At 62.2% G+C, this 25,050-nt stretch carries 21 protein-coding genes; 17 read left to right on the forward strand and 4 right to left on the reverse strand.

Features of this window, described 5'->3' with window-relative positions; genetic code table 11:
• The first annotated feature begins 143 nt into the window (after positions 1–143).
• On the forward strand, positions 144–1,106 hold the full coding sequence (locus NE851_RS34935) for a lysylphosphatidylglycerol synthase domain-containing protein (protein ID WP_254962546.1): 963 nt from the start codon (positions 144–146) through the stop codon (positions 1,104–1,106).
• Here NE851_RS34935 and NE851_RS34940 read toward each other — a convergent pair.
• On the reverse strand, positions 1,053–2,549 hold the full coding sequence (locus tag NE851_RS34940) for a phospholipase D-like domain-containing protein (protein WP_097543760.1): 1,497 nt from the start codon (positions 2,547–2,549) through the stop codon (positions 1,053–1,055). The two genes, NE851_RS34935 and NE851_RS34940, sit on opposite strands and share 54 nt — an antisense overlap.
• A 118-nt stretch (positions 2,550–2,667) precedes the next feature.
• Between NE851_RS34940 and NE851_RS34945 the strand changes: the two genes are divergently transcribed.
• Complete coding sequence (locus NE851_RS34945) at positions 2,668–3,924, forward strand: DUF763 domain-containing protein (RefSeq protein ID WP_097543761.1); 1,257 nt, start codon at positions 2,668–2,670, stop codon at positions 3,922–3,924.
• 119 nt (positions 3,925–4,043) lie between these two features.
• On the opposite strand, the gene NE851_RS34950 is transcribed toward NE851_RS34945, so the two are convergent.
• Both NE851_RS34950 and NE851_RS34955 read right to left on the reverse strand, forming a co-directional pair.
• The gene (locus tag NE851_RS34950; RefSeq protein WP_047619183.1) at positions 4,044–4,493 is read right to left on the reverse strand and encodes a pyridoxamine 5'-phosphate oxidase family protein; all 450 of its coding nucleotides are present in this window, start codon (positions 4,491–4,493) and stop codon (positions 4,044–4,046) included.
• A 113-nt stretch (positions 4,494–4,606) separates the two neighbouring features.
• The gene (locus tag NE851_RS34955) at positions 4,607–5,524 is read right to left on the reverse strand and encodes a DMT family transporter (protein WP_097543762.1); all 918 of its coding nucleotides are present in this window, start codon (positions 5,522–5,524) and stop codon (positions 4,607–4,609) included.
• 392 nt (positions 5,525–5,916) lie between these two features.
• Between NE851_RS34955 and NE851_RS34960 the strand changes: the two genes are divergently transcribed.
• The 9 genes from NE851_RS34960 to NE851_RS35000 all read left to right on the forward strand — a co-directional run bounded on the left by NE851_RS34960 (position 5,917) and on the right by NE851_RS35000 (position 17,327).
• Positions 5,917–6,945, forward strand: a complete 1,029-nt coding sequence (locus NE851_RS34960; RefSeq protein WP_047619177.1) for a substrate-binding domain-containing protein — start codon at positions 5,917–5,919, stop codon at positions 6,943–6,945.
• A 65-nt stretch (positions 6,946–7,010) separates the two neighbouring features.
• A complete protein-coding gene (locus NE851_RS34965) occupies positions 7,011–8,552 on the forward strand; it encodes a sugar ABC transporter ATP-binding protein (RefSeq protein WP_244604833.1) in 1,542 nt (513 codons plus the stop codon).
• Between the two features lie 28 nt (positions 8,553–8,580).
• The gene (locus tag NE851_RS34970) at positions 8,581–9,573 is read left to right on the forward strand and encodes an ABC transporter permease (RefSeq protein WP_088930321.1); all 993 of its coding nucleotides are present in this window, start codon (positions 8,581–8,583) and stop codon (positions 9,571–9,573) included.
• Between the two features lies 1 nt (position 9,574).
• Positions 9,575–10,579 (forward strand): sugar-binding transcriptional regulator, encoded by a 1,005-nt coding sequence (locus NE851_RS34975; RefSeq protein WP_063473755.1) that lies wholly within the window; start codon positions 9,575–9,577, stop codon positions 10,577–10,579.
• On the forward strand, positions 10,576–11,571 hold the full coding sequence (locus tag NE851_RS34980; protein ID WP_047619220.1) for an aldo/keto reductase: 996 nt from the start codon (positions 10,576–10,578) through the stop codon (positions 11,569–11,571). The genes NE851_RS34975 and NE851_RS34980 overlap by 4 nt, the downstream gene beginning before the upstream one ends.
• Before the next feature lie 12 nt (positions 11,572–11,583).
• The gene (locus NE851_RS34985; protein WP_063473754.1) at positions 11,584–13,332 is read left to right on the forward strand and encodes a glycerol-3-phosphate dehydrogenase/oxidase; all 1,749 of its coding nucleotides are present in this window, start codon (positions 11,584–11,586) and stop codon (positions 13,330–13,332) included.
• Positions 13,305–14,147: a class I fructose-bisphosphate aldolase gene (locus NE851_RS34990; RefSeq protein ID WP_097543763.1), complete on the forward strand. Its 843-nt coding sequence runs from the start codon at positions 13,305–13,307 to the stop codon at positions 14,145–14,147. Before NE851_RS34985 ends, NE851_RS34990 begins: the two co-directional genes overlap by 28 nt.
• A 31-nt stretch (positions 14,148–14,178) precedes the next feature.
• A complete protein-coding gene (locus tag NE851_RS34995; RefSeq protein WP_097543764.1) occupies positions 14,179–15,705 on the forward strand; it encodes an FGGY-family carbohydrate kinase in 1,527 nt (508 codons plus the stop codon).
• Positions 15,702–17,327 (forward strand): GMC family oxidoreductase, encoded by a 1,626-nt coding sequence (locus NE851_RS35000; RefSeq protein ID WP_164735951.1) that lies wholly within the window; start codon positions 15,702–15,704, stop codon positions 17,325–17,327. The genes NE851_RS34995 and NE851_RS35000 overlap by 4 nt, the downstream gene beginning before the upstream one ends.
• Before the next feature lie 82 nt (positions 17,328–17,409).
• Here NE851_RS35000 and NE851_RS35005 read toward each other — a convergent pair whose 3' ends face one another.
• Positions 17,410–18,333 (reverse strand): LysR family transcriptional regulator, encoded by a 924-nt coding sequence (locus tag NE851_RS35005; RefSeq protein WP_097543765.1) that lies wholly within the window; start codon positions 18,331–18,333, stop codon positions 17,410–17,412.
• A gap of 100 nt (positions 18,334–18,433) precedes the next feature.
• On the opposite strand from NE851_RS35005, the gene NE851_RS35010 reads away from it, so the two are divergent.
• From NE851_RS35010 to NE851_RS35035, 6 genes are all read left to right on the forward strand, one after another.
• Entirely contained in the window at positions 18,434–19,459 is a 1,026-nt protein-coding gene (locus NE851_RS35010) for a YeiH family protein (RefSeq protein WP_063473749.1), read from the forward strand.
• A 99-nt stretch (positions 19,460–19,558) separates the two neighbouring features.
• The gene (locus NE851_RS35015) at positions 19,559–21,109 is read left to right on the forward strand and encodes an acyl CoA:acetate/3-ketoacid CoA transferase (RefSeq protein ID WP_097543766.1); all 1,551 of its coding nucleotides are present in this window, start codon (positions 19,559–19,561) and stop codon (positions 21,107–21,109) included.
• On the forward strand, positions 21,106–21,912 hold the full coding sequence (locus tag NE851_RS35020; protein WP_097543767.1) for an SDR family NAD(P)-dependent oxidoreductase: 807 nt from the start codon (positions 21,106–21,108) through the stop codon (positions 21,910–21,912). The genes NE851_RS35015 and NE851_RS35020 overlap by 4 nt, the downstream gene beginning before the upstream one ends.
• A complete protein-coding gene (locus NE851_RS35025) occupies positions 21,909–22,760 on the forward strand; it encodes a MaoC family dehydratase (RefSeq protein WP_127431090.1) in 852 nt (283 codons plus the stop codon). The genes NE851_RS35020 and NE851_RS35025 overlap by 4 nt, the downstream gene beginning before the upstream one ends.
• Entirely contained in the window at positions 22,757–23,524 is a 768-nt protein-coding gene (hutC, locus tag NE851_RS35030; RefSeq protein ID WP_097543769.1) for a histidine utilization transcriptional repressor HutC, read from the forward strand. Before NE851_RS35025 ends, hutC begins: the two co-directional genes overlap by 4 nt.
• Positions 23,521–25,026 (forward strand): HAL/PAL/TAL family ammonia-lyase, encoded by a 1,506-nt coding sequence (locus NE851_RS35035; protein WP_097543770.1) that lies wholly within the window; start codon positions 23,521–23,523, stop codon positions 25,024–25,026. Before hutC ends, NE851_RS35035 begins: the two co-directional genes overlap by 4 nt.
• Positions 25,027–25,050: the final 24 nt, after the last annotated feature.

Here is a 25,050-nt window from a genome sequence, read left to right on the forward strand (position 1 = left end):
AAAAGCTTGTTCCCTCCGGGAGAACACGGAACTCGTTCCTCCCCAGGGAGAACATAGAACGTGTTCTCCTTGGGAACACAGAACTCGTTTGATCGTTCCAGATCATCGAGCCGTCGCGCTCGCATCTCGGAAACGGACAATCGATGAGCTTGAAAAGCGTAATCTGGAATGGACTGCTCATGGCCGCGCTTTGCCTTGCGGTCTTTCTCCTCTATCGGATCTTCCAACAGTATAGTCTCGAGCAGATCGTCCAGTCGGTTCGCAGCATTCCTTTTTCGACCTTCTGCACAGCCCTTCTGTTTGCGGCGGCATCCTATCTGTGCCTCAGCTGTTTCGATCTGCTGGCGATCCGTTCGCTCGGCAAATCCTTGCCCTATTCCAGGATAGCGCTGACTTCATTCATCAGCCTGTCGCTCGGCCACAATATCGGCTTTGCCGGCCTGAGCAGCGGCGCCTTCCGCTATCGTTTCTATTCTCGCTGGGGGCTGACGGCGGAGGACGTGGCGAAGGTCATACTGTTTTGTGGCGTCACGGTGGGGTTGGGGCTGATCACGCTTAGCGGTCTCGCGATGATCGTCAATCCCGGTGATGCTGGGCGTCTGCTGCGCATTGATCCGGGGAGTGTGCGCATCTTCGGCGCGGTGGCGCTGGTCGTGCCGGTTGTCTATACGGGCCTGGCGTTCTTCATCCGCGGCACGTTGCGGCTGTGGCGCTGGGAGTTTCAGCTGCCGCGATTTTCGACCGCGGTCGCGCAGGTCGGGGTCGGGACGCTCAACTTCATGCTCGTCTCCGCCTGTCTGCACCAGATGCTCTCGGCCTTTGGCGACGTCGCCTTTTTCCGGTCGGTGACGGCTTACGTGCTCGCCAATTCGGCAATTCTCGCAACACATGTTCCGGGCGGCCTCGGCGTGCTCGAGGCGACCGTTTCCTATGCCGTGCCGAAGGAGGCCTCGATCGGCGCGCTGATTGCGTTCCGCTGCGCCTATTTCTTCATCCCGCTGGCGCTCGGATCCACGCTTCTCGTCATCAGCGAGATGATCTTCCGGCGGAGATCACGCCGGCCGGATGAGGAGGCGGACGAGCGCGCCGAGGCCCAGTCGGTCTAAGGGTGCGAAGGGTCGAACCGGGTCGAAGAGCCCTGTGCCTGTAATCGGTGAAATGCTGCCCGACAGCGCAACGGTGAATTCTCGCAAGCCCCGAGGCCCGTCATTGAGCGCATCGACCGCAGCGATGACCGAGCCGCTTTGCGCAAAGGCTGCGGCAAAGCTTTCGGGTTTGGTTCCGAGATATTCCGAAAGCAGGCGATTGCGCAAATCCGCGATTGCGCCGCGGTGCTCGTCATTGCCAGCCTCGAACAGCATGTCGCATTCGCAATCCAGCCCTTCCGAGCGATTGTTGAGGTTGGAGGAGCCGATGCGGACCAGTTCGTCATCGGCGATTATCAGTTTGGAATGGACGAGCACCTCCACCTCGCCGTCCTCTCCCGGCGTGACCGCGTAATAGACGCGCAAACGGCCGGCGCGATCGGCGCGTTTGAGGCGGCGGATGACGCGGTCGCGATTGCCGCCCATGACGAGCTTTTCGATCAGTCCGTGAGAACTGCGCGTACAGATGATGACGACCTCAGGCCCGTCTTCCTCCTGCAGCCGCGCGGCAATGGCGTCGGCAACGCGGAAAGAGGCGAGATATTGCGCCTCGATGTAGAGCTGCCGCCGCGCGCGGGCGATGACGTCCAATGTCATGGCGATGCCGTCGCTAATGCCGGGGCGAAGTGCGGTCGAAGGCTCCGTCAGCGCGAAGCTGACCGCAACCTCCCTCATGGAAATGGCGAGATCGTCCGGCCAGACGAAGCGGATATTTTCGGCCAAAGGCAGGTGGATCTCGCCGGTGGCATTTTCCCAGCGCTGCCTGGCGATGTCGCCGATCAGCCTGGCGGCATCGCCGGTGACCATTGCCTGAACGTCGTGCAGCGGATCGTAGGAAACGCCCTCCGGGTCGCGCCGCAGTTTCTCCTCGGCGCGATGGCGCCGGGTATCCCATCGCCGCGACGTCAGGTCTATGCCGCCGATGAAGGCGACGGCGTCGTCGATGCAGACGAGTTTCTGATGGTGGCAGCCGCGCAATGTCGGTTGAAGCTCGAAGCGCAGATCGATCCGTGCATTCCTGGGAAAGTTCTTCTTTCGCAGCACCTGCAGGGATTTCTCCGAATAGATCGGCCCGAGCGTCCAGATGAGGATGCGTATTTCAAGCTTGGGATTTGCCGCGGCCAGGGCATGCAGCAGATCGGCCAATGTTTCGTCGGATTTTTCCGGTTGCATCCGGATGTCGGGATTGAAATCCCATCCGATGATCCAGACGGTGCGCCGCGCCTGCCGCAGCACGCGCGCCAGTTCGGCGAAATAGCTGTTGCCGTTGATCAGGAAGGCTGCCTTCGCCGCGCTTCCTTCCAAGCGCAAGGCGCCGCCCTCCTGTTTTGGGCGGTCGCCTGGTCGTTGTGATTTTGTCTGGGGCAAGTTCGGGTCATTGAAGATGGTTTCGAATGTCGTCATGATTGCCTCGGCCTCTCACTGGGAGAGCAAACGCCTGGAATATTTTTGGGTTCCCTGTCGCGCCGGATGAGGCGAACATGCCGGCAACGACGGGCGATACAAAGTGCAAGGAAACGAGATGTCACAACGAGCAGGCAGCGCCGATCTTCCCCTTCACGGGGGACGTGTGCCGCATTGGCTCGGCGATCGGATGACGCGGCTCGGCACGCTGATCACCGAGGCGATCGTCCATCACTATGGCCGCGACGAATTCCTGCGCAGGCTCGCGCATCCCTTCTGGTTCCAGTCCTTCGGTGCGGTCATGGGCATGGACTGGCATTCCTCCGGCATCACCACCAGCGTTCTCGGGGCGCTGAAGCGTGGGCTGAAGCCGCGTGCCGGCGAACTCGGCCTGCATGTCTGCGGCGGTCGCGGCGCGCATTCGCGCAAGACCCCGCAGGAGCTTGTCTCGATCGGCGAGCGTGTCGGTCTCGACGGAGAGGGGCTGGCGACCACGAGCCGTCTCATCGCCAAGGTCGACAGTGCTGCCCTTCAGGACGGGTTCGATCTTTATCTCCACGGGTTCATTGTTGCCGATGACGGCCATTGGGTGGTGGTGCAGCAGGGTATGAATGGCGACAGGCGGCAGGCCCGGCGCTATCACTGGCTGTCGGAAGGGCTGGAGAGTTTCGTCGACTCGCCGCATGCGGCAATCGAGGGAAGGAGCCAGGGCGAGATCGTCAATCTGGCCGACAGGCGCGCCGAGCGCTCGCGGCGCGGCCAGCTCGATCTGCTGGCGACGCTCGGCCCCGACCGGATCATCCGCGAGGCCGCCGCGCTGCTGCGTGCCGAAGAACCCGCGCCCGAACCTGCCGAACAGCCGATGCTGCCGCACCTGATCATGCCCGCCCATCACGACGTCCGCGAGAGCGACGTCAATATGCGGCGCCTGCACGGAAATCTGGCCGCCGCGGCCGATCGCGGACCGGCGGATTTCGAAGAGCTGCTGCTGGTTCCAGGCGTCGGCGCCCGCACGGTGAAGGCGCTGGCGATGGTGGCGGAAGTCGTCCACGGCGCGCCTTGCCGCTTTTCCGATCCGGCGCGCTTCTCGATCGCCCATGGCGGCAAGGACCGACATCCCTTTCCGGTTCCGCTCAAGGTCTATGACGAGACCATCGCCGTGATGAAATCGGCGGTGCAGAAGGGCAAGCTGGGGCGGGAGGAGGAGTTGCAGGCGCTGCGGCGCCTGGACGACCAATCCAGGCAGATGGAACGCTATGTGACCGGCCCCGACCTCAAGGAAATCATCGCCGGCGAATTCCGGCACTCCGCGGATTTCGGCGGCCGCAGCGTGTTCGGCTGGGAGCCGCCGCCGGTGGATGAGAGTGGTCATTGACGTGATCTGCCGACCAATGCGCGCCAGCCTCACATCATGCGGGGCGGGCCATTAGATCCATAGAACGGGCCGTGTGCATCATCGAAACATGCAAGGGCGCAGGGGCGGCCATGCTTTCCTTAACGCGCGGAGCCAGGCAGGGCGATCTCACCGTTTTCCTCTCCATCCCAGTACCGGATGGAGGACGCCGAAACCTTGATGAGAACGATCCCAGGAGTGTCCACTCCTTCAGGAAACCACCGCTCGAGATCGGGGACCCAATGTTCTTCAAATGTCGCCTTGTCCCGTACCAGTGAGGCAAAGCCCTCGACAGCGATGAAAATCCCCGGCTTGCCGAGGAGGCTGGGAGGCGCCGTGAACGTCAGCGAGACGGCGTCGATGCCTTCGATCTCGGTGATTTTTCTGCTGTCTTCATACGAAAAGAACCAGGAATCCCCGTCATATTCGACGTCGCCGTTATTGCTCATCGGTCGGGCCGAGATGCGGCCCGACCCGGCGTTCGTAGACAGCATGCAGAAATCGATCTTCTTCAGTTGCGAGGATAGGTCTTCGAGGGTCATGGACGCCATTGTGATCTCCCGTGTTTGAATGCTCGGGAGTAGCGTGCAAGCGTCCAGATTGTTCCGTGGAAAGTCCACGTGACTATGTCTCTATCCCTCTGAAGATAAGCAGCGCTGTAGCTTCAATGGCCGTCGGGCGGGACGGCCTCAATCGGAACCGTTTCTTTCAGATTCTTCCGGTGGAAGATGAAGAGCCCGGCAACGACGATGATTGCGGCGCCGATGATGACCTGCATGTCGGGAACATCATTGAAGAAGAGGTAGCCGAGGATGATCGCCCAGAGCAGCAGCGTATATTGGAGCGGCGCGAGCAGCGATGCCGGTGCAAGCTTCAGCGAGCGGGTGATCAGCAGATGCGCGCAGGTGGCGACGATGCCGAGGAGCAACATGCCGGACCAGTCGACAATCGTCCCCGGCTGCCAATGGCCGATGCTCAAAACGATGCCGGTGATGAGCGCGGCGACCGTCTGCCATGTCACGAGCGTCGTGTCGCTGGTCGAGCGCAGATAGCGGCTCATCACCAGCGACAGTGCAAAGGCAAGGCTGCCCGCAAGGCCGAAGAGCGACGGAAGCGACAGCATTGCGGTTGACGGACGCAGCGCGATGACGACGCCTGCGAAGCCGATCAGAACGGCCAGCCAACGCCGCCAGCCGATTTTTTCTCCGAGAAAGAAATGCGAGAGCGCCGCAATGTAGATCGGCCCGGCCATATAGAAGGTCATGACGTCTGCGAGCGGCAGATAGGCGACGGCGGCGTAAAACAGCGCGACATCGCAAGTCGCCATGAAAACGCGTATGAACTGGAGGCCCTTCTGCTCGACGCGGAACAAACCCATCGGTCCTTGCCGCAGGATCATTGGTCCGAGCACAATGAAAGCGCCGACCGAGCGGATCACCAGCACCTGACCGACGGCAAAGCTCGCAACAAGCCACTTGCCCATCGCATCGTTCAGCGCAAAAAGCAGATCGCCAAGCAGCATCAGCACGACGCCTGTTATGATCAGGTTTCCGGCATTGGCTACACCAGTCTCGGTCTTCATTTTAGACATCCTTGCAAAAGCGGCCGCGAATACGCGGCCGAGTGCGGCTTCGGCCTTAACCCTGCCGATGTCAATGGGCCGGTTGAAGAGATTGCAGTCGAACCCGCAAACGACCGTCTTCAGGCCTGTCGACCCACGGCTTCATCAGCCGCCGCATCAAGTGCCTCTCATGAAGCGGTGCCTTCGAGCGCCAAATGCGGGCAACAATCGCCATGCAGGACGCTGACGTTTGAAATATATTTCACATGATGAATTATATTGACACCGCTCCGCCGTTGCGATTATCTGCCCATACCGGACTTCGAGGAGGAACTCCGGTCTTCAATGGATCATCGGCAGCCGCTGAGGCGCCGCCGGATATTTGGGAGGGGCTTCGGCCTCGAGGAGGAAACTTGCGCAGATTTCTAAGCACGACCGCATTGGCGGTCCTCGCATCGACGCTTTATGCCGGCGTGGCCAGCGCGGACGCGGAAAATCCGTTCCGCTGCAAGCCCGGTGAAAAATACGTCATGAATGTCATGGTTTCGGGCGTCGAATATTGGTTCCCGGTCTATGAAATGTTCAAGCAGGCCGGTCAGCAGCTCGGTTGCGAGACGGCTTATACCGGCACGCCGGAATATGACGTCAACAAACAGATCGCCACCTTCGACCAGGCGCTGGCCCAGAACCCGGCCGGTATCCTCGTTCATCCGATGAACTCCGATCCGTTCATCGAGCCGATCAACCGGGCCATCGATCAGGGCACGGCGGTCGTCACCTTCGCAGCCGACGCGCCGCTGTCCAAGCGCATCTCGTTCATCACGTCGGACAATACCCGCGAAGGCACCTATGCGGCCGACGCGATTGCCGAAAAGATGGGGGGCAAGGGTGAATATGCCGTTCTGGAAAATCCGGGCCAGGACAACCACGACAAGCGTATCGCCGCCTTCATCGCCCGAATGGACGAAAAGTATCCTGATATGAAGCTGGTCGGCCGCGCTGCGTCCAACCAGGACCCGAACAAGGCCTATCAGGGCTTGATGAGCTTGGTGCAGGCACATCCGAACCTTGGCGCCGTCTTCATGCCGGAAGCGAACTCGGCCATCGGCGCTTCGCAGGCCAACAAGGAAAGCGGCGGCAAGATCCTCGTCATGTGCGCCGACGTCAACGCCAACATCCTCGACATGATCAAGGCGGGCGAAGTGTTCGGCTCGATCAACCCGAACCAGGGCATGCAGGGTTACATGGGCTTCATGCTCCTGTGGCTCGCCAAGCATCCCGAACTCATCGACCCGATGAACGACGCCAAGCGCGCCAGCTTCAACCCGATGAGCATTCCGTTCGTCGACAACGGCCTGTCGATCGTCACGGCCAATAATGCCGACGACTTCTACTGGGACAAGTACCTGAAGCGGCGGGGCACCAAGGGCATCGAGGAGTAAACCTTTGTGCCTGCTGTCCGGGGCTTCAAGCTCCGGGCAGCCATCGCGAGCGTGAGGAGGAAATTATGGTGGCGTCGGTGCCGGTTCTGGAAATCCGCAATGTCAGCAAGCACTTCGGTGCAGTGAAGGCGTTGACGGATGTGAGCTTCAACCTGGAAAAAGGCGAGGTTCATGCACTTTGCGGCGAAAACGGCGCGGGCAAGTCGACGCTGATGAACATCATTGCCGGCGTGCTGCAGCCGACCGACGGGGACGTCCTTGTCGATGGCGTGCCGATAAAAGTGGCGTCGCCGGCGGTGGCGCAATCGCTCGGGCTTGGCCTCGTGCATCAGGAAATCGCGCTTTGCCCGGATGCGACGGTGGCCGAGAACATGTTCATGGCCGCGACCAACCGCCGCCGCTCGCCTTTCATGAATTATGGCAGGCTGGAACGGGATGCGCAGGTCGTGATGAACCGTCTGGCGCCGATCGATGTTCGCCGCAAAGTCGGCGACTTGTCGATATCAAGCCAGCAGCTTGTCGAGATCGCCAAGGCACTGACGCTCGATTGCCGGGTGCTGATCTTCGACGAACCGACGGCGGCTCTGACGGAAGCGGAGGCGCAGGTCCTGTTCGGGATCATCCGCGACCTCAAGGCGCAGGGTATTTCGATCATCTATATCAGCCACCGCATGGCCGAAATCTTCAGCCTGTGCGACCGGGTCACCGTCTTTCGCGATGGCCGCTATGTCTCGACGGAGACGGTGGCGGACTTGACGCCGGATGATGTCGTGCGCCGCATGGTCGGGCGCGAGATCACCCAGCTCTATCCAGAAAAGCAAGCGCCGGCGGAGCGGACCGGCGAGATCATTCTGAGCGTCCGCGATCTCGGCGACGGCAGCCGCTTTACGGATGTGAGCTTCGAACTGCGCAAGGGCGAAATTCTCGGCGTCGGCGGGCTCATCGGCTCCGGGCGCACCGAGATAGCCGAAGGCATTTGCGGGTTGCGGCCGGTGATCGCCGGCGAGGTGCAACTGCATGGACAGCGGCTGCCGGCGCACTCCTATGCGAAGGCCGCGCAGGCGGGTGTCGTCTACCTGTCGGAAGACCGGAAAGGCTCCGGCATCTTCCTCGATCTTTCCATCGCCCAGAACATTGCCGTTCTCGATTTGAAATCGCTGACCGGACCCCTGGGACTGTTGAATTCCAAAGCCGAGGCGGATCGTGCCCACGAGCTGGTCCGGCGGCTCGGGGTGCGGATGGGGGGCATCGACATGCCGGTCTCGTCGCTGTCGGGCGGAAATCAGCAGAAGGTAGCGATTGCCAAGCAACTGGCGGTCAATCCGAAGGTCATCCTGATGGACGAGCCAACCCGCGGTATCGATGTCGGCGCCAAATCGGAAATCCACCGGCTGCTGCGCGATCTCGCGCGCTCTGGCATCGGCATTGTCGTCATCTCGTCGGAACTGCCGGAGCTTCTCGGTCTATGCGACCGGGTGCTGGTCATCCACGAGGGCACCGTTGCAGGCGAGGTCGAGGACGAGACGATGACGGAGGAAGCGATCATGCGGCTCGCGTCGGGTATCGGCGGTCTTAACAATTCAAAGGCATCAGAGCATGCCGCATAAAGAAAACGCAGGGGCGGGAGACAAGGTCATGGCGGACGCTACATTGGCAACGGTACATCAGGCACGCGCGCCCGGCTGGAAACGGCTGGGGACAATGCGCGAGGCGGGACTGATCGCGATCATCCTGGCGCTCTGCATCGTCATGAGCTTTGCCTCGCCGCATTTTCTGACGCTCGGCAATTTCCGGGCGATGCTGATGTCGTTCTCGGTGGAGGGAATCGTCGTCGTCGGCATGACCATCCTGTTGATCGTCGGCGGCATCGACCTGTCGGTCGGCTCGGTCGTCTGCTTCTCGATGGTATTGTCTGGCTCGCTGTTCCTGATGGGGCTCGATCCGTGGAGCGCATCCCTGATCGGGATCATAGCCAGCAGCCTGATCGGCTGCGTCATGGGCTTTTTCGTCACGGTCGTCGGGCTCAACCACTTCATCACCTCGCTTGCGGCGATGGTCATCGTGCGCGGCATCTGCCTGATCATCACCAAGGGCACGCCGCTGTCGCTGTTCACCTTGCCGCCTTCGTTCAAGGCGGTCGGGCAAGGCACGTTCTACGGCGTCCCCTATGTGATCCTGATTTTTGTTGCGGTCGTCGTGTTGTTCGATTTCCTGCTGCGCCGGGCAACCGCCTTCCGCAAGGTGTTCTACACCGGCAGCAACGAGAAGGCGGCGCTCTATTCCGGTATCAAGACCAACCAGGTGAAGTTCTGGGTGACGGTGCTTTGCGCCACGCTGTCGGGGGTTGCCGGGGTGATCTACATGTCCCGCTTCGGCGCCGCGACCCCGACCTTCGGCGTCGGCATGGAGCTCAATATCATCGCAGCCGCGGTGATTGGCGGCGCGTCGCTGAATGGCGGCTCCGGCACGATCTTGGGGGCAATTCTCGGCATTGCCCTCCTGTCGGTCGTTACAAGCTCGTTGATCTTGCTCGACGTGTCCGTCTATTGGCAAGACATGATTAAAGGCTGCATTCTGCTTGCTGCCGTCTCGATCGACCATTTCCTGCACAAGCGGAAGGCTGCCTGACATGCCGATAGCCAAACTCAAACCCGCAAACGCGCCGCGCGAGGAAATCGTCATCGCCCGGCAGATGCACCAGGCCCTGGTCTTGCATTTCCTCGAGGGACTGACACAGGCGCAGATTGCCGATCAACTCGGCATCTCGCATGCTACCGTCAACCGCCTGATCAAGCGCGGCCGGCAACTCGGCCTGGTCGAGATCAAGATCAAGTCGCCGGTCGAGCCGCTGGTCGATATGGAGGAACAGCTGCGAGCGCTTGGTGGCATCGGCCGCGCCGTGGTGGTGCCGACTGTGTCCGACAATCCGCAAACGGCGCTTCAGGCCGTCGGCGAAGCGGCAGCGCGGTTGCTGCTGGAAGAGATCATCGATGGCGATACGATCTGCATCACGGGAGGCAAAGGCGTGAGCGCCGTCGTCGCCGGCTTGCAGCCGTCACGTCGTTTCAATGTCGAGGTCATTCCAGCAACGGGCTGCGTGCAGGGTAAGCACTATACCGACGTCAACCATGTCTCGACCTTGATGGCCGACCGGCTTGGGGGACGTTCCTACCAGATTCACGCGCCGCTCTTTGCCGACGATGCCGAGCAGCGGGCAATGCTGATCAACATGCGTGCCGTCGCCGACGTTTTCAAACGGGCGCGCGAGGCGAAGGTCGCGGTGGTCGGCATCGGCTCGATCCTGTCGGACGATTCGAGCTATTACGACCTGCATCCCTCCTCGAGCACCGACCGCGCCGCGATCGAGCGGTCCGGCGCCTCCTGCGAATTGCTGGCGCATCTGCTCGATGATCATGGCCAGGTCTGCGACTACAGCCTCAACCGGTCGCTGGTGTCGCTGACGCTGCCGGAATTCGCCTCGATCCCCACCAAGATCGGCGTGGCGAGCGGGCCGAACAAGGCAGGCCCAATCCTCAGCGTTCTCAGGGGCAATCATCTCGATACGCTGGTGACCGATGAGGCGACAGGTGCGCGGGTGCTGGCACTGGCGAATGGCGAAGGAAAATGGGCATGAATGGACAGCAATTGACACGTGAGATCGGCAAATCCGGCGTTTCCGCCTCGGCGGTCGGGCTGGGCACCTGGGCGATCGGCGGCTGGATGTGGGGCGGGACCGACGAGGCCGAATCCATCGCCGCAATCCAGGCATCGATTGACGCCGGCGTAACGCTGATCGACACGGCGCCAGCCTATGGGCTTGGACGTTCCGAAGAGATCGTCGGCAAAGCGTTGGCTGGGCGACGCGACAAGGCTGTGATCGCCACCAAATGCGGCCTTGTCTGGCATACGCAGAAGGGCCGTCATTTCTTCGACCAAGACGGCAAGCCGGTCCACCGTTATCTCGGCGGCGATGCGATCCTGCATGAGGTCGAGGAAAGCCTGAGGCGGCTCGGAACCGACTATATCGACCTCTACATCACCCATTGGCAGGACCCGACGACCCCGATCGAGGAAACGATGCGGGCGCTGGAAGACCTGCGAACATCGGGCAAGATCCGGGCGATCGGCGCAAGCAATGTCAGTTCCGACGACCTCGATGCCTATCTCGCTGCCGGCGGTCTCGACGCGATCCAGGAGCGGTTCAGCATGATCGACCGCGAGATCGAGGCAGAGCTTCTGCCGCTGACCAAGGCCAACGGCATAGCGACGCTGAGTTACTCGTCGCTGGCGCTGGGGTTGCTGTCCGGCACCATCGGTCCGGACCGTGTGTTTTCCGGCGACGACCAGCGCAAGGACAATCCGCGCTTTTCAGTCGACAACCGCCAGAAGGCAGCGGCGCTCGCCGACGCCATCCGGCCGCTCGCAGAAAAACACGGCGCCAGCATCGCCCAGATCGTGATTGCCTGGACGCTGGCGCAGCCGGGCGTCACCTTTGCACTTTGCGGGGCGCGCAATCCGGCACAAGCGCTCGACAATGCGCGGGCCGGGACCATCCGGCTGGATACGGCCGATCTTGCGGCCATCGATACGGCCATAGCGGCGAAACTGACTGATATGGACAGGTAGCGGATCGCCATCATGAAACGGCAAGAAATATTGGACGGGCTCCGCCAGAGCCCGAAGGTGGACGTCTGCGTCGTCGGCGGCGGCATCAACGGCATCAGCGTCTTTCGGGAACTGGCCCTGCAGGGGCTGAACGTGCTGCTCGTCGAGAAGCACGACTATTGCTCCGGTGCCAGTTCGGCGTTGTCGCGCATGGTCCATGGCGGGCTTCGCTATCTTGAAAACGGCGAATTCAAGCTGGTGCAGGAATCGCTGGTCGAGCGGGACCGGCTGCTGCGCAACGCGCCGCATTACGTCGCGCCGCTGCCGACGACGGTGCCGGTGTTCGATATCTTTTCCGGCCTCGGCAATGGCATTGTCCGCTTCCTTGGCCTCAGCCGCCGTCCGAGCCGACGTGGCGCCGTCGCCATCAAGGCGGGCCTGAGCATCTATGATTTCCTGACGCGCAAACGGGCATTGATGCCGCGCCACCAGTTTCGCGGCCGGCGCACAACGCTTGCCAAGTGGCCGGCGCTCAATCCCGACATCAAGAGTTCCGCCACCTATTTCGACGCCTGGGTCAGCCATCCGGAGCGGTTGGGCATCGAGCTCCTACAGGATGGTCTTTTGGCAAAGTTCGGAGTGATGGCGCTGAACTATGCCGAACTGCGGCGTACCGAAAATGGTGAGTATCACGTCGAGGATCAGATCGGCGGCGCGTCCGTTGCCGTCGAACCGGCGCTGATCATCAACGCCACCGGTGGCTGGATCGACCTTGCCAATCAAACCCTGTTTTCGCCAGAAGCACGGCCGTCACCACTGATGGGCGGCACCAAGGGCTCGCATCTCATCATCGACAATGCGGAGCTGCGCGACGCACTTGCCGATCACATGATCTACTACGAGAACGAGGACGGGCGGATCTGTATCGCTTTTCCTTATCTCGGTAAGGTTCTCGTCGGTTCCACCGATATCCGCGTCGATGATCCGGAAACGGTGCGCTGCGAGGCGGACGAGCGGGATTATATCCTGCAATCGCTTGCCTTCGTGCTGCCCGATATCACCATTCGGCCGGAGCAAATCGTTTTTCAGTTTTCCGGCGTGCGGCCGCTGCCGGCGAGCACCGACAGCTTTACCGGACGCATCCCGCGCGATCATTTCTGCACCATGCTGGAGCCTCCCGATGGCGGTGCGCCGGTGCTCTGCATGATCGGCGGCAAGTGGACGACATTCCGGTCCTTCGGGGAACTGGCGGCCGACATGGCTCTGGAAAGGCTCGGCAGGCGGCGCCGCGTTGCGACAACCGATCGGCCGATCGGCGGCGGTCGGGCCTTTCCCGCGAACACGCCCGCCTGGCTAGCGCAGATGGCAGCCAGCAAAGGCCTTTCCGCAGGGCGCATGGCTGAGCTGTTTGCCCGATATGGCACGGATGCCGAGGCGATTGCCGGCTTCATCGCGCCAAGCCCCGATGAAGCGCTGCCGCACGCCGCCTACTCGGTGCGCGAATTGCAGTTCCTGATCCGCGAGGAAGCGGTGGAACATCTCGACGACCTGCTTTTGCGGCGCACGACGCTTGCCGTTTCGGGCGAGCTTTCACTCGACATGATGGACGCAGCACTCGACCTGCTGGCGCAGGATAAGAACTGGACGCTCGCGCATCGCGCCAGTGAGCGCGTCCGCTTTCTCACCCTTCTCAACGAACGCCACGGCGTCGACGAAGACATGCTTTCCGCAAGGAACGAACCAAGGAGCACAGAATGCGACACAACAGCAAAGTCCGGATGAACCGGCTGTTCGGCGGCGGCCGCTGCCTCGATGTGGCGATCGATCACGGCGTCTGCAACGAGCCGTCCTTCCTCAACGGGCTGGAGGACATTCAGGCCGTCGTCAAGGCGCTGGTCTCTGCCGCGCCGGATGCGATCCAGATGAATTACGGCCAAGCGGACCTGCTGCAGGACGTGCCCGGCAAGGACAAGCCGGCGCTGGTCATGCGCATCGACATGGGCAATCCCTATAACCGAATCCGCCACCGCGACATGTGGGCGGTGCTGCAGAACGACGCCGAACCGTTGATCGGCGCGATCGAGATGGATGCAGCCTGCGTCGTCGTCAACCTGTTCATGCTGCCTGATGAGCCGGACCTGTTCCGCCAGTGCGTGCAGAACATTTCCCGCGTGCGGGGCGATTGCGACAGGTATGGCATGCCGCTGATGATCGAGCCGCTGGTGATGCAGCCGGTCACCGAAAAAGGGGGTTATATGGTCGATGGTGACGCGGACAAGATTGTGACGTTGACGCGGCTCGCCCGTGAGATGGGCGCAGATATCGTCAAGGCCGACCCAACCACCAATGCCGAGGATTTCCACAGGGTGGTGGAAGCAGCCCGTTGCCCGGTTCTCGTCCGCGGTGGCGGCAGGGAAGATCTTCGTGCCGTCTTCGACAAATCGGCGGCCTTGATGCGACAAGGCGCTCTAGGCATGGTCTATGGCCGCAACATCTATCAGCACGCCAATCCGAGGGCCGTGGTGCGCGGACTGATGGCGATCGTGCACGAGGATGCGAGCGGCGATCAGGCGTTTGCGCTCTACCAGCAGGGTTGAATGCGATCTCGAACCTTGGGAGGGGTTCAGCATGGGAAACTATCTTTTGGGGCTCGACGCCGGAAACACCGTCATCAAGGCGGTGATTTTCGACCTGAGCGGCAACGAGATCGCGGCTGCGTCCGAAGAAGGGCACAGCCGCATGCCGAGCCCGGGGCATGTCGAGCGAGGGCTGGACGAACTCTGGACGAATGCACGGCAGGTCATCCGCGCCTGCATCGAAAAGGCGGAGATCCAGCCGGAGGAAATCGCCGCGATCGGTTGCGCCGGGCATGGCAACGGTCTCTATGCGCTTGATCGTGACGGCGCTCCGCTGCTCGGCATCCAGTCGCTCGACACGCGGGCCGCCGGCCTGGTCGATGAATGGCGAGAGGCCGGCATTGGTGACCGGACCTATCCGATTGCCCGCCAGCGTCCGTGGCCATCCCAGACGCCGACATTGCTTGCCTGGCTCAAGCGTCACCGGCCGGATCTGTTCAACCGCATCGGTACGGTGTTCTTCTCCAAGGATTTCGTCGTCAACCGCCTGACCGGCCGCCGCGTCAGCGAGGTGTCCGATATGTCGGGTGCCGGTCTGCTGGATCTTGCCGCGCGCCGCTACGACAAGGCGCTGATGGAGGCCTATGGACTGGGAGATTGCATGGACCTCTTGCCGCCGCTCATCGAAAGCGCCGACATTGCCGGCACGGTAACGGAAGAAGTGGCGACGCAAACCGGGCTCGCCGCCGGTACTCCTGTGGTCGGCGGGCTGTTCGACGTCGTCGCCTCGGCGCTCGGCTCGGGCGTTTCACGCACCGGCAGCGCCTCGATCATCGCCGGCACCTGGAGTATCAACCAGGTCATCATCGATGGCCCCGACCTCGACGGGCCGGTGTTCATGTCGTCGACCTTCGATCGCAGCCGCTACATGGCGATGGAGAACAGCGCCACCTCGGCTGCCAATCTCGAATGGCTGGTGCGGGAGTTTTTCGAAGGCGAGCATGCGGAAGACGTTTCGCCCTTCGATGCCTGCTGCGCGCTGGCCGAGGCGATCGAACCCGCTGCAGACGACCCGCTTTACCATCCGTATCTCTACGGCGCCCAGCAGGATGGCCATGCACGCGCCGGCTTCTACGGTCTTGCCGGTTGGCACACCAAGGGGCATCTCGTTCGCGCGCTTCTTGAGGGCGTCGCCTTCGGTCATCGCCAGCACATCGAGGCGATCCGAAAGGCCGGCGCGGTCTTCAACGAAGCCGTGCTGTCCGGCGGCGGCTCGCGCAGCCTGATCTGGCCTCAGATCTTTGCCGATGTGCTCGGCGTTCCGGTCAGCGTTGCCCGCTCGCGTGAAACCGGTGCGCTGGGAGCGGCGATTGCAGCCGGAACCGGCGTCGGTGTCTTCGCAGACTTCGGCGCCGGTGCTGCGGCCATGGTCCGGACCGAGCGGCATTATCGTCCGGATGTCTCGCTTGAGGCACATTATGCGCGGCGCTACGCTCTCTATCAGGATATCGCCGAGGCAATGGCACCGCTCTGGCGGCGTCTGACGGCGGTTCCGCTGGCAGCGGGAGCGGCGGCATGAACATGCGGGTGAATGATGGGGCCATCGATGCGGGAAGCTACGACTACATCATCGTCGGCGCGGGATCGGCGGGATGCGTTCTGGCCAACCGGCTGTCGCACGATCCGAAAACTCGCGTCCTGCTGCTCGAAGCCGGCGGCAGCGACCGATATCACTGGGTGCATGTGCCGATCGGCTATCTCTATTGCATGGGCAATCCGCGCACCGATTGGATGATGAAGACGGCGGCGGAAGCCGGACTGAACGGCAGGTCACTGCCTTATCCGCGTGGAAAAGTGCTGGGCGGCTGCTCGTCGATCAACGGCATGATCTATATGCGCGGCCAAGCGGCCGATTATGACGGCTGGCGGCAAGCCGGCAATTCCGGCTGGGGCTGGGATGACGTGCTGCCCTATTTCCTGAAATCCGAGGACAATTATCGCGGGAAGTCGCTGATGCACGGGGCAGGCGGCGAATGGCGGGTGGAAAAGCAACGGCTTTCCTGGCCGATCCTCGATGCCTTTCGCGATGCGGCCGAGGAGCTCGGCATTCCAAAAACCGACGATTTCAACGATGGCGACAATGAGGGCTCCGGCTATTTCGAGGTCAATCAGCGCGGCGGCCTGCGCTGGAACACGACAAAGGCCTTTCTGCGCCCGGCGATGAAGCGGCCCAATCTGCGCGTGCTGACCCGCGCCGAAACCGAGCGGCTGGAATTCGACGGCAGGATGGTGACCGGCGTGCGGTTCCGGCTGAACGGGCAGAAACATCTGGCTCGCGCCGATCGCGAGGTCATCCTGTCTGCCGGTGCGATCAATTCGCCGAAAATCCTCGAGCTTTCCGGCGTCGGTCGCCCGGATGTGTTGTCCGCTGCCGGACTGGACGTCGCCCACGAACTTCGGGGTGTCGGCGAAAACCTGCAGGACCATTTGCAGATCCGTACGGTCTTCCGCATCGAGGGCGCAAAGACGCTGAACCAGCTCTATCACAACTTGTTCAGCCGAGCGGGTATGGGGCTTGAATATATGCTGCGCCGGTCCGGTCCGCTGTCGATGGCGCCGAGCCAGCTCGGTATCTTTGCCAAGAGCGATCCGGCTGTTGCGACCGCCGATCTCGAATATCACGTGCAGCCCTTGAGCACAGACCGGCTCGGCGAGCCGCTGCATAAATATCCCGCTGTCACCGTCTCCGTCTGCAATCTGCGGCCGGAAAGCCGGGGGAGCGTGCATGTTGGCGGCCCGGACCTTTGCATGGCGCCGGAAATCCGCCCGAACTATCTTTCGACAGCCGGCGACCGGATGGTTGCGACGAAATCGATCCGGCATGCCCGCCGGCTGATGGAGGCCGATGCCATTCGCAATTACCGGCCGCAGGAGATGCTGCCGGGCACGGAATATCAGAGTGACGAGGACCTGATCCGTCGGGTCGGCGATATCGCCACAACGATTTTCCATCCGGTCGGCACCTGCAAGATGGGCAGCGACACCATGGCGGTTGTCGATCCGCAATTGCGGGTGCATGGTCTTGCGAGACTGCGGGTGGTCGATGCCTCGATCATGCCGACGATCGTCTCGGGCAATACCAACTCGCCAGTAATCATGATTGCCGAAAAGGCCGCGGAAAGCATTGTATCAGAGGCTTAACGCGGTTTTCCCAGGCGAAGCGCGAAGCGGTTTTGCCGGGAATCGGCGTAATAACAGGGGGTTCGGCCGAACCGCTTTCGATCTAAAGCGCCCAGTCATCCCGATTTTGGACCTCGGCAGCTTTGTCCTCGCGGCAAATCGTTTCCAGCGCCAACGAGGCACGACTGGAGTGCCTCTGTTTGTGCCGCAGGATTGCAAATTGGCGGGACGGCAAAGGGAAGCGCGCCTTAACCAGCAGACCCTGCGTCAAGAGCGGCGCGGCCACGGCGCCGGAAACGACCGTTGCGCAGAGGCCTTCTCTTGCTGCCGATATGACGGCTTCATTCGACGGCAGCTCAAGCGCGACTGTCAGATCTGCGGGGCCGATGCCGAGATTGGAAATCGCCGCCTCGAAAGCCGACCGGGTTCCGGACCCTTTTTCCCGCATGACCCATTTCGTGCCCGAAACCAGCTCCGCCGGGGCGATCGGTTTGCCACGCGCCCAGGGATGGCGCGGACCGACGACGATAAGGAGTTCGTCCTCGGCGAGCGGCCGAATATTCAGCGCCGGTTCGTCAACGCTGCCCTCGACGAATCCGACTTCCGCCAATCCATCGAGAACCGCTTTCGCCGCCGTGGTCGTGTTGCCGATCATCAGCTTGAGGTCGATGCCCGGGTAGCGGACCTTGAAACGCATCAGCATCGCCGGCAGCCAATAGCTTGCGATCGTCTGGCTGGCAAAAACAACGAGCTCACCCTTTTGCAAGCCGCCGAGATCGGACAAGACGAGTGCTGCGGCTTTTGCGCGCGCGAGTGTGGCTCGTGCCTCCCCCAGAAACACCCGCCCTTCATATGTCAGCTCTATGCGGCGTCCGACACGGTGAAAAAGCTCGACGCCATAGGAGGCCTCGAGATTGCGGATGGCCGAACTGACGGCCGACGGCGTGAGGCCGATCGCCGCGGCGGCATTGGTCAGGTGCTCGCGTTCCGCAACCGCAACGAAAATGGAGAGCTGTTCGAAAGTCATGATGCAATCGTTCGATTTTACCGAATGAACTATATTAAACTATTCAATGGAAGTCGACAATTGAGTATGGGACAGTGAAGCATTCCGCAAGGTCTTGCCGATGCTCGTTTCCGCCTCCCGTTCCCCGTCGCTTCCTGCCGTCCTGCCGGGACTTGTCCTTTGTGTGGCGGTCACGCTCATTGCGCAGTTGGTTGAGCAGTTGCAGCTGATGATTTTCGGCGCGCACTGGATCGAGAGCCTCGTGCTGGCCATTCTGATCGGCATTGCCATGCGCTCCTCGGTCCGCCTGCCGCAGACCTTCACTCCCGGCATTCACTTCGCCGCCAAGACGCTTCTCGAGATTGCCGTCGTGTTGCTGGGCGCCTCGCTCAGCACGGCCGCCATCCGGCAGGCCGGACTGCCGCTTGTCGGTGGAATTGCCGTCCTGGTTGCGCTGTCCTTGGCCGGCAGCTTTCTGCTTGGCCGGCTCTTCGGGCTGTCGACCAGCCTGGCGACCTTGGTTGCTTGCGGCAACTCGATCTGCGGCAATTCTGCGATCGCCGCGGCAGCACCTGTGATCGGCGCCAAACCGGACGATATCGCCGCCTCGATAGCCTTTACCGCGCTGCTCGGCGTTGGTGCGGTGCTGACTTTGCCGCTTCTGCATCTGTTCCTGGGTCTCAGCGCCGTACAATATGGCGTTTTCGCAGGGCTGACAGCCTATGCCGTGCCGCAGGTATTGGCGGCGACGGCCTCCGCCGGCGCCGTCAGCACCCAGGTGGGCACGCTCGTCAAGTTAATCCGCGTGATGATGCTCGGCCCCGTCATTCTTGTGCTCGGCGCAGTTCATGGTCGCCGTCCCGGCGGCGCCGCAATCAATCTCCGCCATGTTCTGCCATGGTTCATCCTCGGTTTTGCGGCCATGGCGACGCTTCGTTCGCTCGACGCGATCCCGGCGCCGCTGCTGCCCGCGATGTCGGCTGTATCAGCCGCCTTCACCGTTACTGCCATGGCCGCGTTGGGCCTCTCCGTCGATGTCAGATCCATCGCCCATACCGGCGGTCGGGTCCTCGTCGCGGCGGCGCTGTCGCTGCTAGCTCTGGCGGTGCTTGGGCTTTGCTTGATCGGCCTGCTGAATATCGTCTGAGACGGGGTGGTGTGCCCAAAATACTTGCAAAAATTCCCGTTGCCTTCCAAACGATCAGCGGCTAGCCTGTATATACAGGGCGGAGAAGCAAAGATCGTCATGCGGGTCATCTCTTCACAGCAAGCTGCGGATCTCCTCGAAGACGGGATGACGGTCGCTGCCTCGGGTTTTGGAGGATGCTGCCATCCCGAGGCCATCACGGCCGCGGTGGAGGAGCGTTTCCTCGCCACTGGAAAACCGCGCAAGCTGACACTTCTGTTTGCTGCCAGCACGGGCGATCGTCAGACGCGCGGCATGGGGCATTTCGGCTATGAGGGCCTCGTCGCCCGCGTGATCGCCGGGGGATGGCGGGGAACGCCGCGCCTTGGCAGGCTGGCGATCGAGGAAAAGATCGAAGCGCATTGTTGGCCGCAAGGCGTCATCGCCCAGCTCTATCGGGCGATTGCCGCCGGTCAGCCTGGGGTGATCACCCATATCGGGCTCGGTTCTTTCATGGACCCGCTGCATGGCGGCGGCCGCATGAATGCGACGACGCCGCGAGCGCTTGTCGAGCGCGTGTCGTTGCGCGGCAAGGAATGGCTGCTTTATCCCTCGATGCCGCTCGACTGCGTGCTTTTGCGCGGTACGACGGCCGACGAAGACGGCAACGTCACCCTCGAGGACGAAGCCTTTCCGCTCGACGTGCTCGCCATGGCGCAGGCAGGCCGAAATTCCGGCGGTGTCGTCATCGTGCAGGTCAAGCGGATTGCCGAGCGCGGCTCGCTGCCGCCGGGCGATGTTCGCATCCCGGCGGCGCTGGTCGATTATGTCGTCGTCTGCGAAAATCCGGCCCAGCACGGCGTCAGTTTCGCCGAGACAGACAATATCGCCTATACCGGGCGCGTCCGGATGGCGGTGAGCCGCCTGCACCCGGCGCCGCTGTCGGCCGATAAGATAATTCAGCGCCGTGCCTTCCTGGAGTTGGCGCCGCTCCATCGCCCGACGATCAACCTCGGCATCGGCATTGCCGCCGGGATCGGTCGGATCGCCAGCGAAGAGGGATTCGACGATTATACGGTGACGATCGAATCCGGCGTGATCGGCGGCGTGCCGGCCGAGGAACTGTCCTTCGGCGCTGCCGTCAATCCGACCGCCATCGTCCCACAGGCTTCGCAGTTCGACTTTTACGACGGCGGCGGCCTCGATATCGCCTTTCTCGGCATGGCCGAGGTGGATAGGCACGGTGCGGTCAATGTCAGCCGCTTCAACAATTCCATCGTTGGGGTCGGCGGCTTCACCAATATTTCGCAGACGGCGGGGCGTGTTGTCTATCTCGGCGCATTTTCGGCCGGCGGCGCGGAAATTGCGGTTGCCGACGGCAGGCTCGACATCATCCGGGACGGCAGAGTTTGCAAGATCGTCGACCATGTCGACCAGATCAGTTCGAGCCCGGCCTTTGCGCCGGAAGGGCAGTCGCAGCTCGTCGTCACCGAGCGGGCGGTCTTTCGAGTGATCGAGGGATGCCTGATGCTGACGGAGTTTGCCCCCGGCATCGATCTCGCCTCCCATGTTCTCGACCGCCTGCCGAAGGGCGTCGCGGTGTCGGACCAGCTGAAACAGATGGACGCGCGCCTGTTTTCCACCCACGCCATGAAGGACTTTGCCCCATGAAAATCGATGGAGCCGTCATCATCGTCACGGGCTCGGCAACAGGCGTCGGGGCCGCATGCGTGAAGCAGTTCGCCGAGAGCGGTGCCCGGGTGGTCGTCAATTACAACAGCAGCAACAAAGAGGCCGATGAAACGGCCGATATCTGCCGCAGCCTGGGCGCGGAGGTCGAGATCGTCCAGGCCGACGTTGCCGACGATGCGGCCTGCCGCCGGATGGTCGCGACGGCCGTCAACCGGTGGGGGCGCCTCGACGCCCTGGTGAACAATGCCGCAACGACGGTCAAATCGGATCCTTTCGATCTGGAGACATTGTCGGCCGAAGATTTTCAGAGTGTTTTCGGCGTCAATGTCATCGGCGCCTATCAGATGTGCCGGGCGGCGGTGCCTGCGATGCGGGACAGCGGCGGCGGTGCGATCGTCAATGTCTCATCCAACGTTGCCTTTACCGGCGGCGGCAGTTCGCTTGCCTATACGGCCTCCAAGGGTGCGCTCAATGCGTTGACCCTGGCGCTAGCGCGCACCTGCGGTCCCGATATCCGGGTGAACGCGGTTTGCCCCGGCATCATCGATACGCGCTGGATGCGCGACACGCTCGGGCCGGATGCCTATGGCGCCATTGCCAAGCGATTTTCGGAAACCGCGCCGCTCGGCCGGGTCGCGACACCGGAAGACGTTGCCGGCGCCATTGTCTGGCTTGTTCAGGGGGCAGACTTCGTCACTGGCGAATTGCTTTCCGTCGACGGCGGCATCCGCCTGTCGGGTGGCGTTCGCAAACCCGTGGCATCCGGCGGAGCCGCATCGTGACACTGTCGGCCCAATCCATCCTCGATTTCCCGGTGCCGCAGGCGACGCATGTGGTTACTGCAAGAGATGCCATCCTCTACGCCCTGTCTGTCGGCTACGGCACCAACCCGCTCGACGAAAACCTATTGAACTATGTCTATGAACGCGATCTCGTGACCGCGCCGACCCTTGCCAATGTCGTGGCGCATCCAGGCCCGTGGATGCAGCAGACGGGTGTCTACTGGGCGCGTCTCGTGCATTCCGAACATCGCCTGACCATCCACCGGCCAGTCCCTCTCGATGTGCCGCTGATCTCCCGGTCGCGCGTCTTGTCGGTGGTCGATCGCGGCCTTGAGAAAGGCATGTTCGTCAGCTTCGAGCGCATGATCGCAACCGTGGAAGGTGATGAGCCGATCGCGACGATCGTCCAGACGAACGCCTGCCGCGGTGACGGTGGATGCGGTTCGGCGGGAACGGCGCCTGAACCTCTGTCCAAAGTCCCGGACGACGAGCCGGACTTCGAATTCAATGTCGACCTCCCTGACAACGCCGCGCTGCTTTATCGCCTGAACGGCGATCTCAATCCGCTGCATGCGGATCCACAGGCAGCCGGCCGAAGCGGCTTCGATCGGCCGATCCTACATGGGCTGTGCAGCTTCGGTTATGCGGGCTACGCCATCATCGCCGCCATCGATCCAGGCATGAAGATCGGCTTGCGGGCGATCGCGGCGCGGTTCAGCGCGCCGATCTTTCCCGGAGAAACGATCACCCTGCAGATGTGGCGCAACGACGCCGAGATTCGCTTCAGGGGGATCGTTGCGTCACGGGGTGTGACCATCCTCGACAATGGCATGGCGAGGCTGTCATGACGAAAGCGGTCAAACCAGCCGCCGGCGAGGCGCGCCATTATATCAGGATCAAGGAGCAGATCCTGGCCGACATCGCCGAAGGCAAGCTGCAGCCGGGAGACCGGGTATCCTCTGAAAGCGAACTGGTGGCGGCATTTGGCGTCAGCCGCATGACGGCGAACCGCGCGCTGCGGGAATTGATGTTCGAGGGTGTCCTCAAGCGATCCGCCGGGATCGGAACCTTCGTGTCGCCAAAGCACCTCGACGTCGATCTGCTTCAAATCCGCAACATAGCCGACGAAATACTGGAGCGGGGTCACACGCATAAGGCGGCGGTCGTTCAGGCCGGCTCGATGAAGGCGGATGCCAACGTTGCCGACGCGCTCGAACTGACGCTCGGCGCTGAGGTGATGCACTCGCTGATCGTGCACCTGGAAAACGACCAGCCCATTCAGGTCGAGGAGCGCTACGTCAATCCGCTGGTCGCGCCCGACTATCTGTCGACCGATTTCAGCAGCATGACGCCGAACGAATATCTGACGAAGGTTGCGCCGATAACGGCGTTCGAACATATCGTCCAGGCCGTCAAACCGGACACGACGATCCGCAAATATCTTGGCCTGAAGAATGATCACCCTTGCCTGCGCGTCTTTCGAAGGACCTGGTCGGGCGAGGCCGTCGTGACCTGTGCGCTGTTATACTATCCGGGCGCGCAATATCGGCTGGAAGCACGGTCCACCAAGGGTCCCTCGAAGCCCGTCGCCATTCTCGGAGAGAAACAGTGAGCGCCACCCATTCTCCATCGATCACCTTCAGCGCGTCGCCGCCGACGATCGAGGACATCGCAGCAATTGCCCGTCGTCACGCCAGGATCGAAATCTCCGCCGAGGTCGAGGCCCGGATTACGGCGGCGCGCGCCGTCGTCGATCGCTATACGGAAAAGGAGCTGCCGGTTTATGGCCTGACGACAGGACTGGGAGCGGGGGTCGATACACGACTTGCAACGGAAGATCTGGTGGCGTTTCAGATGCGTGTGCCGCAAGCCCGCGCGGTCGGCGTCGGAAAGCCGCTTGCCCAGGAATCCGTGCGGGCGATGATGGCCGTCAGGGCTGCCGGCATGGCGGCGGGCGGCTCCGGCATTTCGCTGAACGTGTTTCGTGGTCTGATCGCCGCCATCAATGCAGATATCCATCCGGTCGTCCCGTCATTGGGCTCGATCGGTGCGGCGGATTTGGCTCCGCTTGCCCATATGAGCCGGGCGCTTCTCGGCTTCGGCGAGATCGAGCTTGGCGGCGAAGTGCTGCCGGCCGCCATCGCCCTCGAAAGGGCCGGCCTGAAACAACTCGAATTGGCGCCGAAGGACGGGCATGCGCTTGTCGTGGCCAACAGTCTCTCCATCGGCCTTGCCTGCCTGGCGCTTGAGGATATCGAGCGGCTCTTCGATTGGTCCCTGAAGGCGATTGCCGTTAATTTCGAAGCGTTCCGGGCCAATGTCAGCGTCTTCGACGATCGCGCTCTCGCTGCCAGACCGGCCTTTGGGCAGCGCCGTGTCGCCGCTCAACTGATGGAACTGCTTTCGGGAAGCTCCTTGCTTGCGGCCGATGCCGCAAGACGTCTCCAGGATCCTTTGAGCTACCGCTGCACGCCGCAGGTCTGGGGCGCGATGAGGCATGCGATCGATGAGGCAAGGCAGGCGACGGAGATAGATCTCGTCAGCTCCAGCGACAATCCTGTCGTCATCGCCTCCGAAGGCGTCATTCTTGCACACGGCAATTTCGACATGACCGCTTTTGTGCTCGCCTGGGAAAGGCTGGGGCAGGCGATGGCGCATTGTGCGGCAGGCACCGCCTATCGGATCATGAAGATCATGTCGCCCGGCATGTCCGACCTCCCGCGCTTCCTGACCCCGATGGGCCAGAGCCGGACCGGTTTTGCGACCGTGCAAAAGACCGTCTCGGCCATGGAAGCCGAAATCCGCCATCTCGCCATGCCGGTTTCGCTCTCGCCCTTTCCCGTCGCCGATGGCGTCGAAGACCAAGCGTCGATGGCGCCGAGCGTTTTGGCAAAGACGCAGGCGATCGTCGAGCGCCTGCGTTATCTCGTTGCAATTGAACTGATTGCCTCGGCGCAGGCCGTCGAGCTGCGCGGCGTCTCAGGCGAATTGGGCAAGGGATCGGCTGAGGCCTATGCTTTCGTCCGCAACCACGTCCCGGCGCTTGATGAGGATCGCGCGCAAGGGCCGGATTTTGCGACGATCGCCGCATTGATCGGGCTTGGCCCGCAGTAAGCCCGGTTCGCCACTGCCCCACCA

Origin of the sequence: Rhizobium anhuiense bv. trifolii (genome assembly GCF_024346605.1) — a bacterium.
Lineage (GTDB): Bacteria > Pseudomonadota > Alphaproteobacteria > Rhizobiales > Rhizobiaceae > Rhizobium > Rhizobium anhuiense.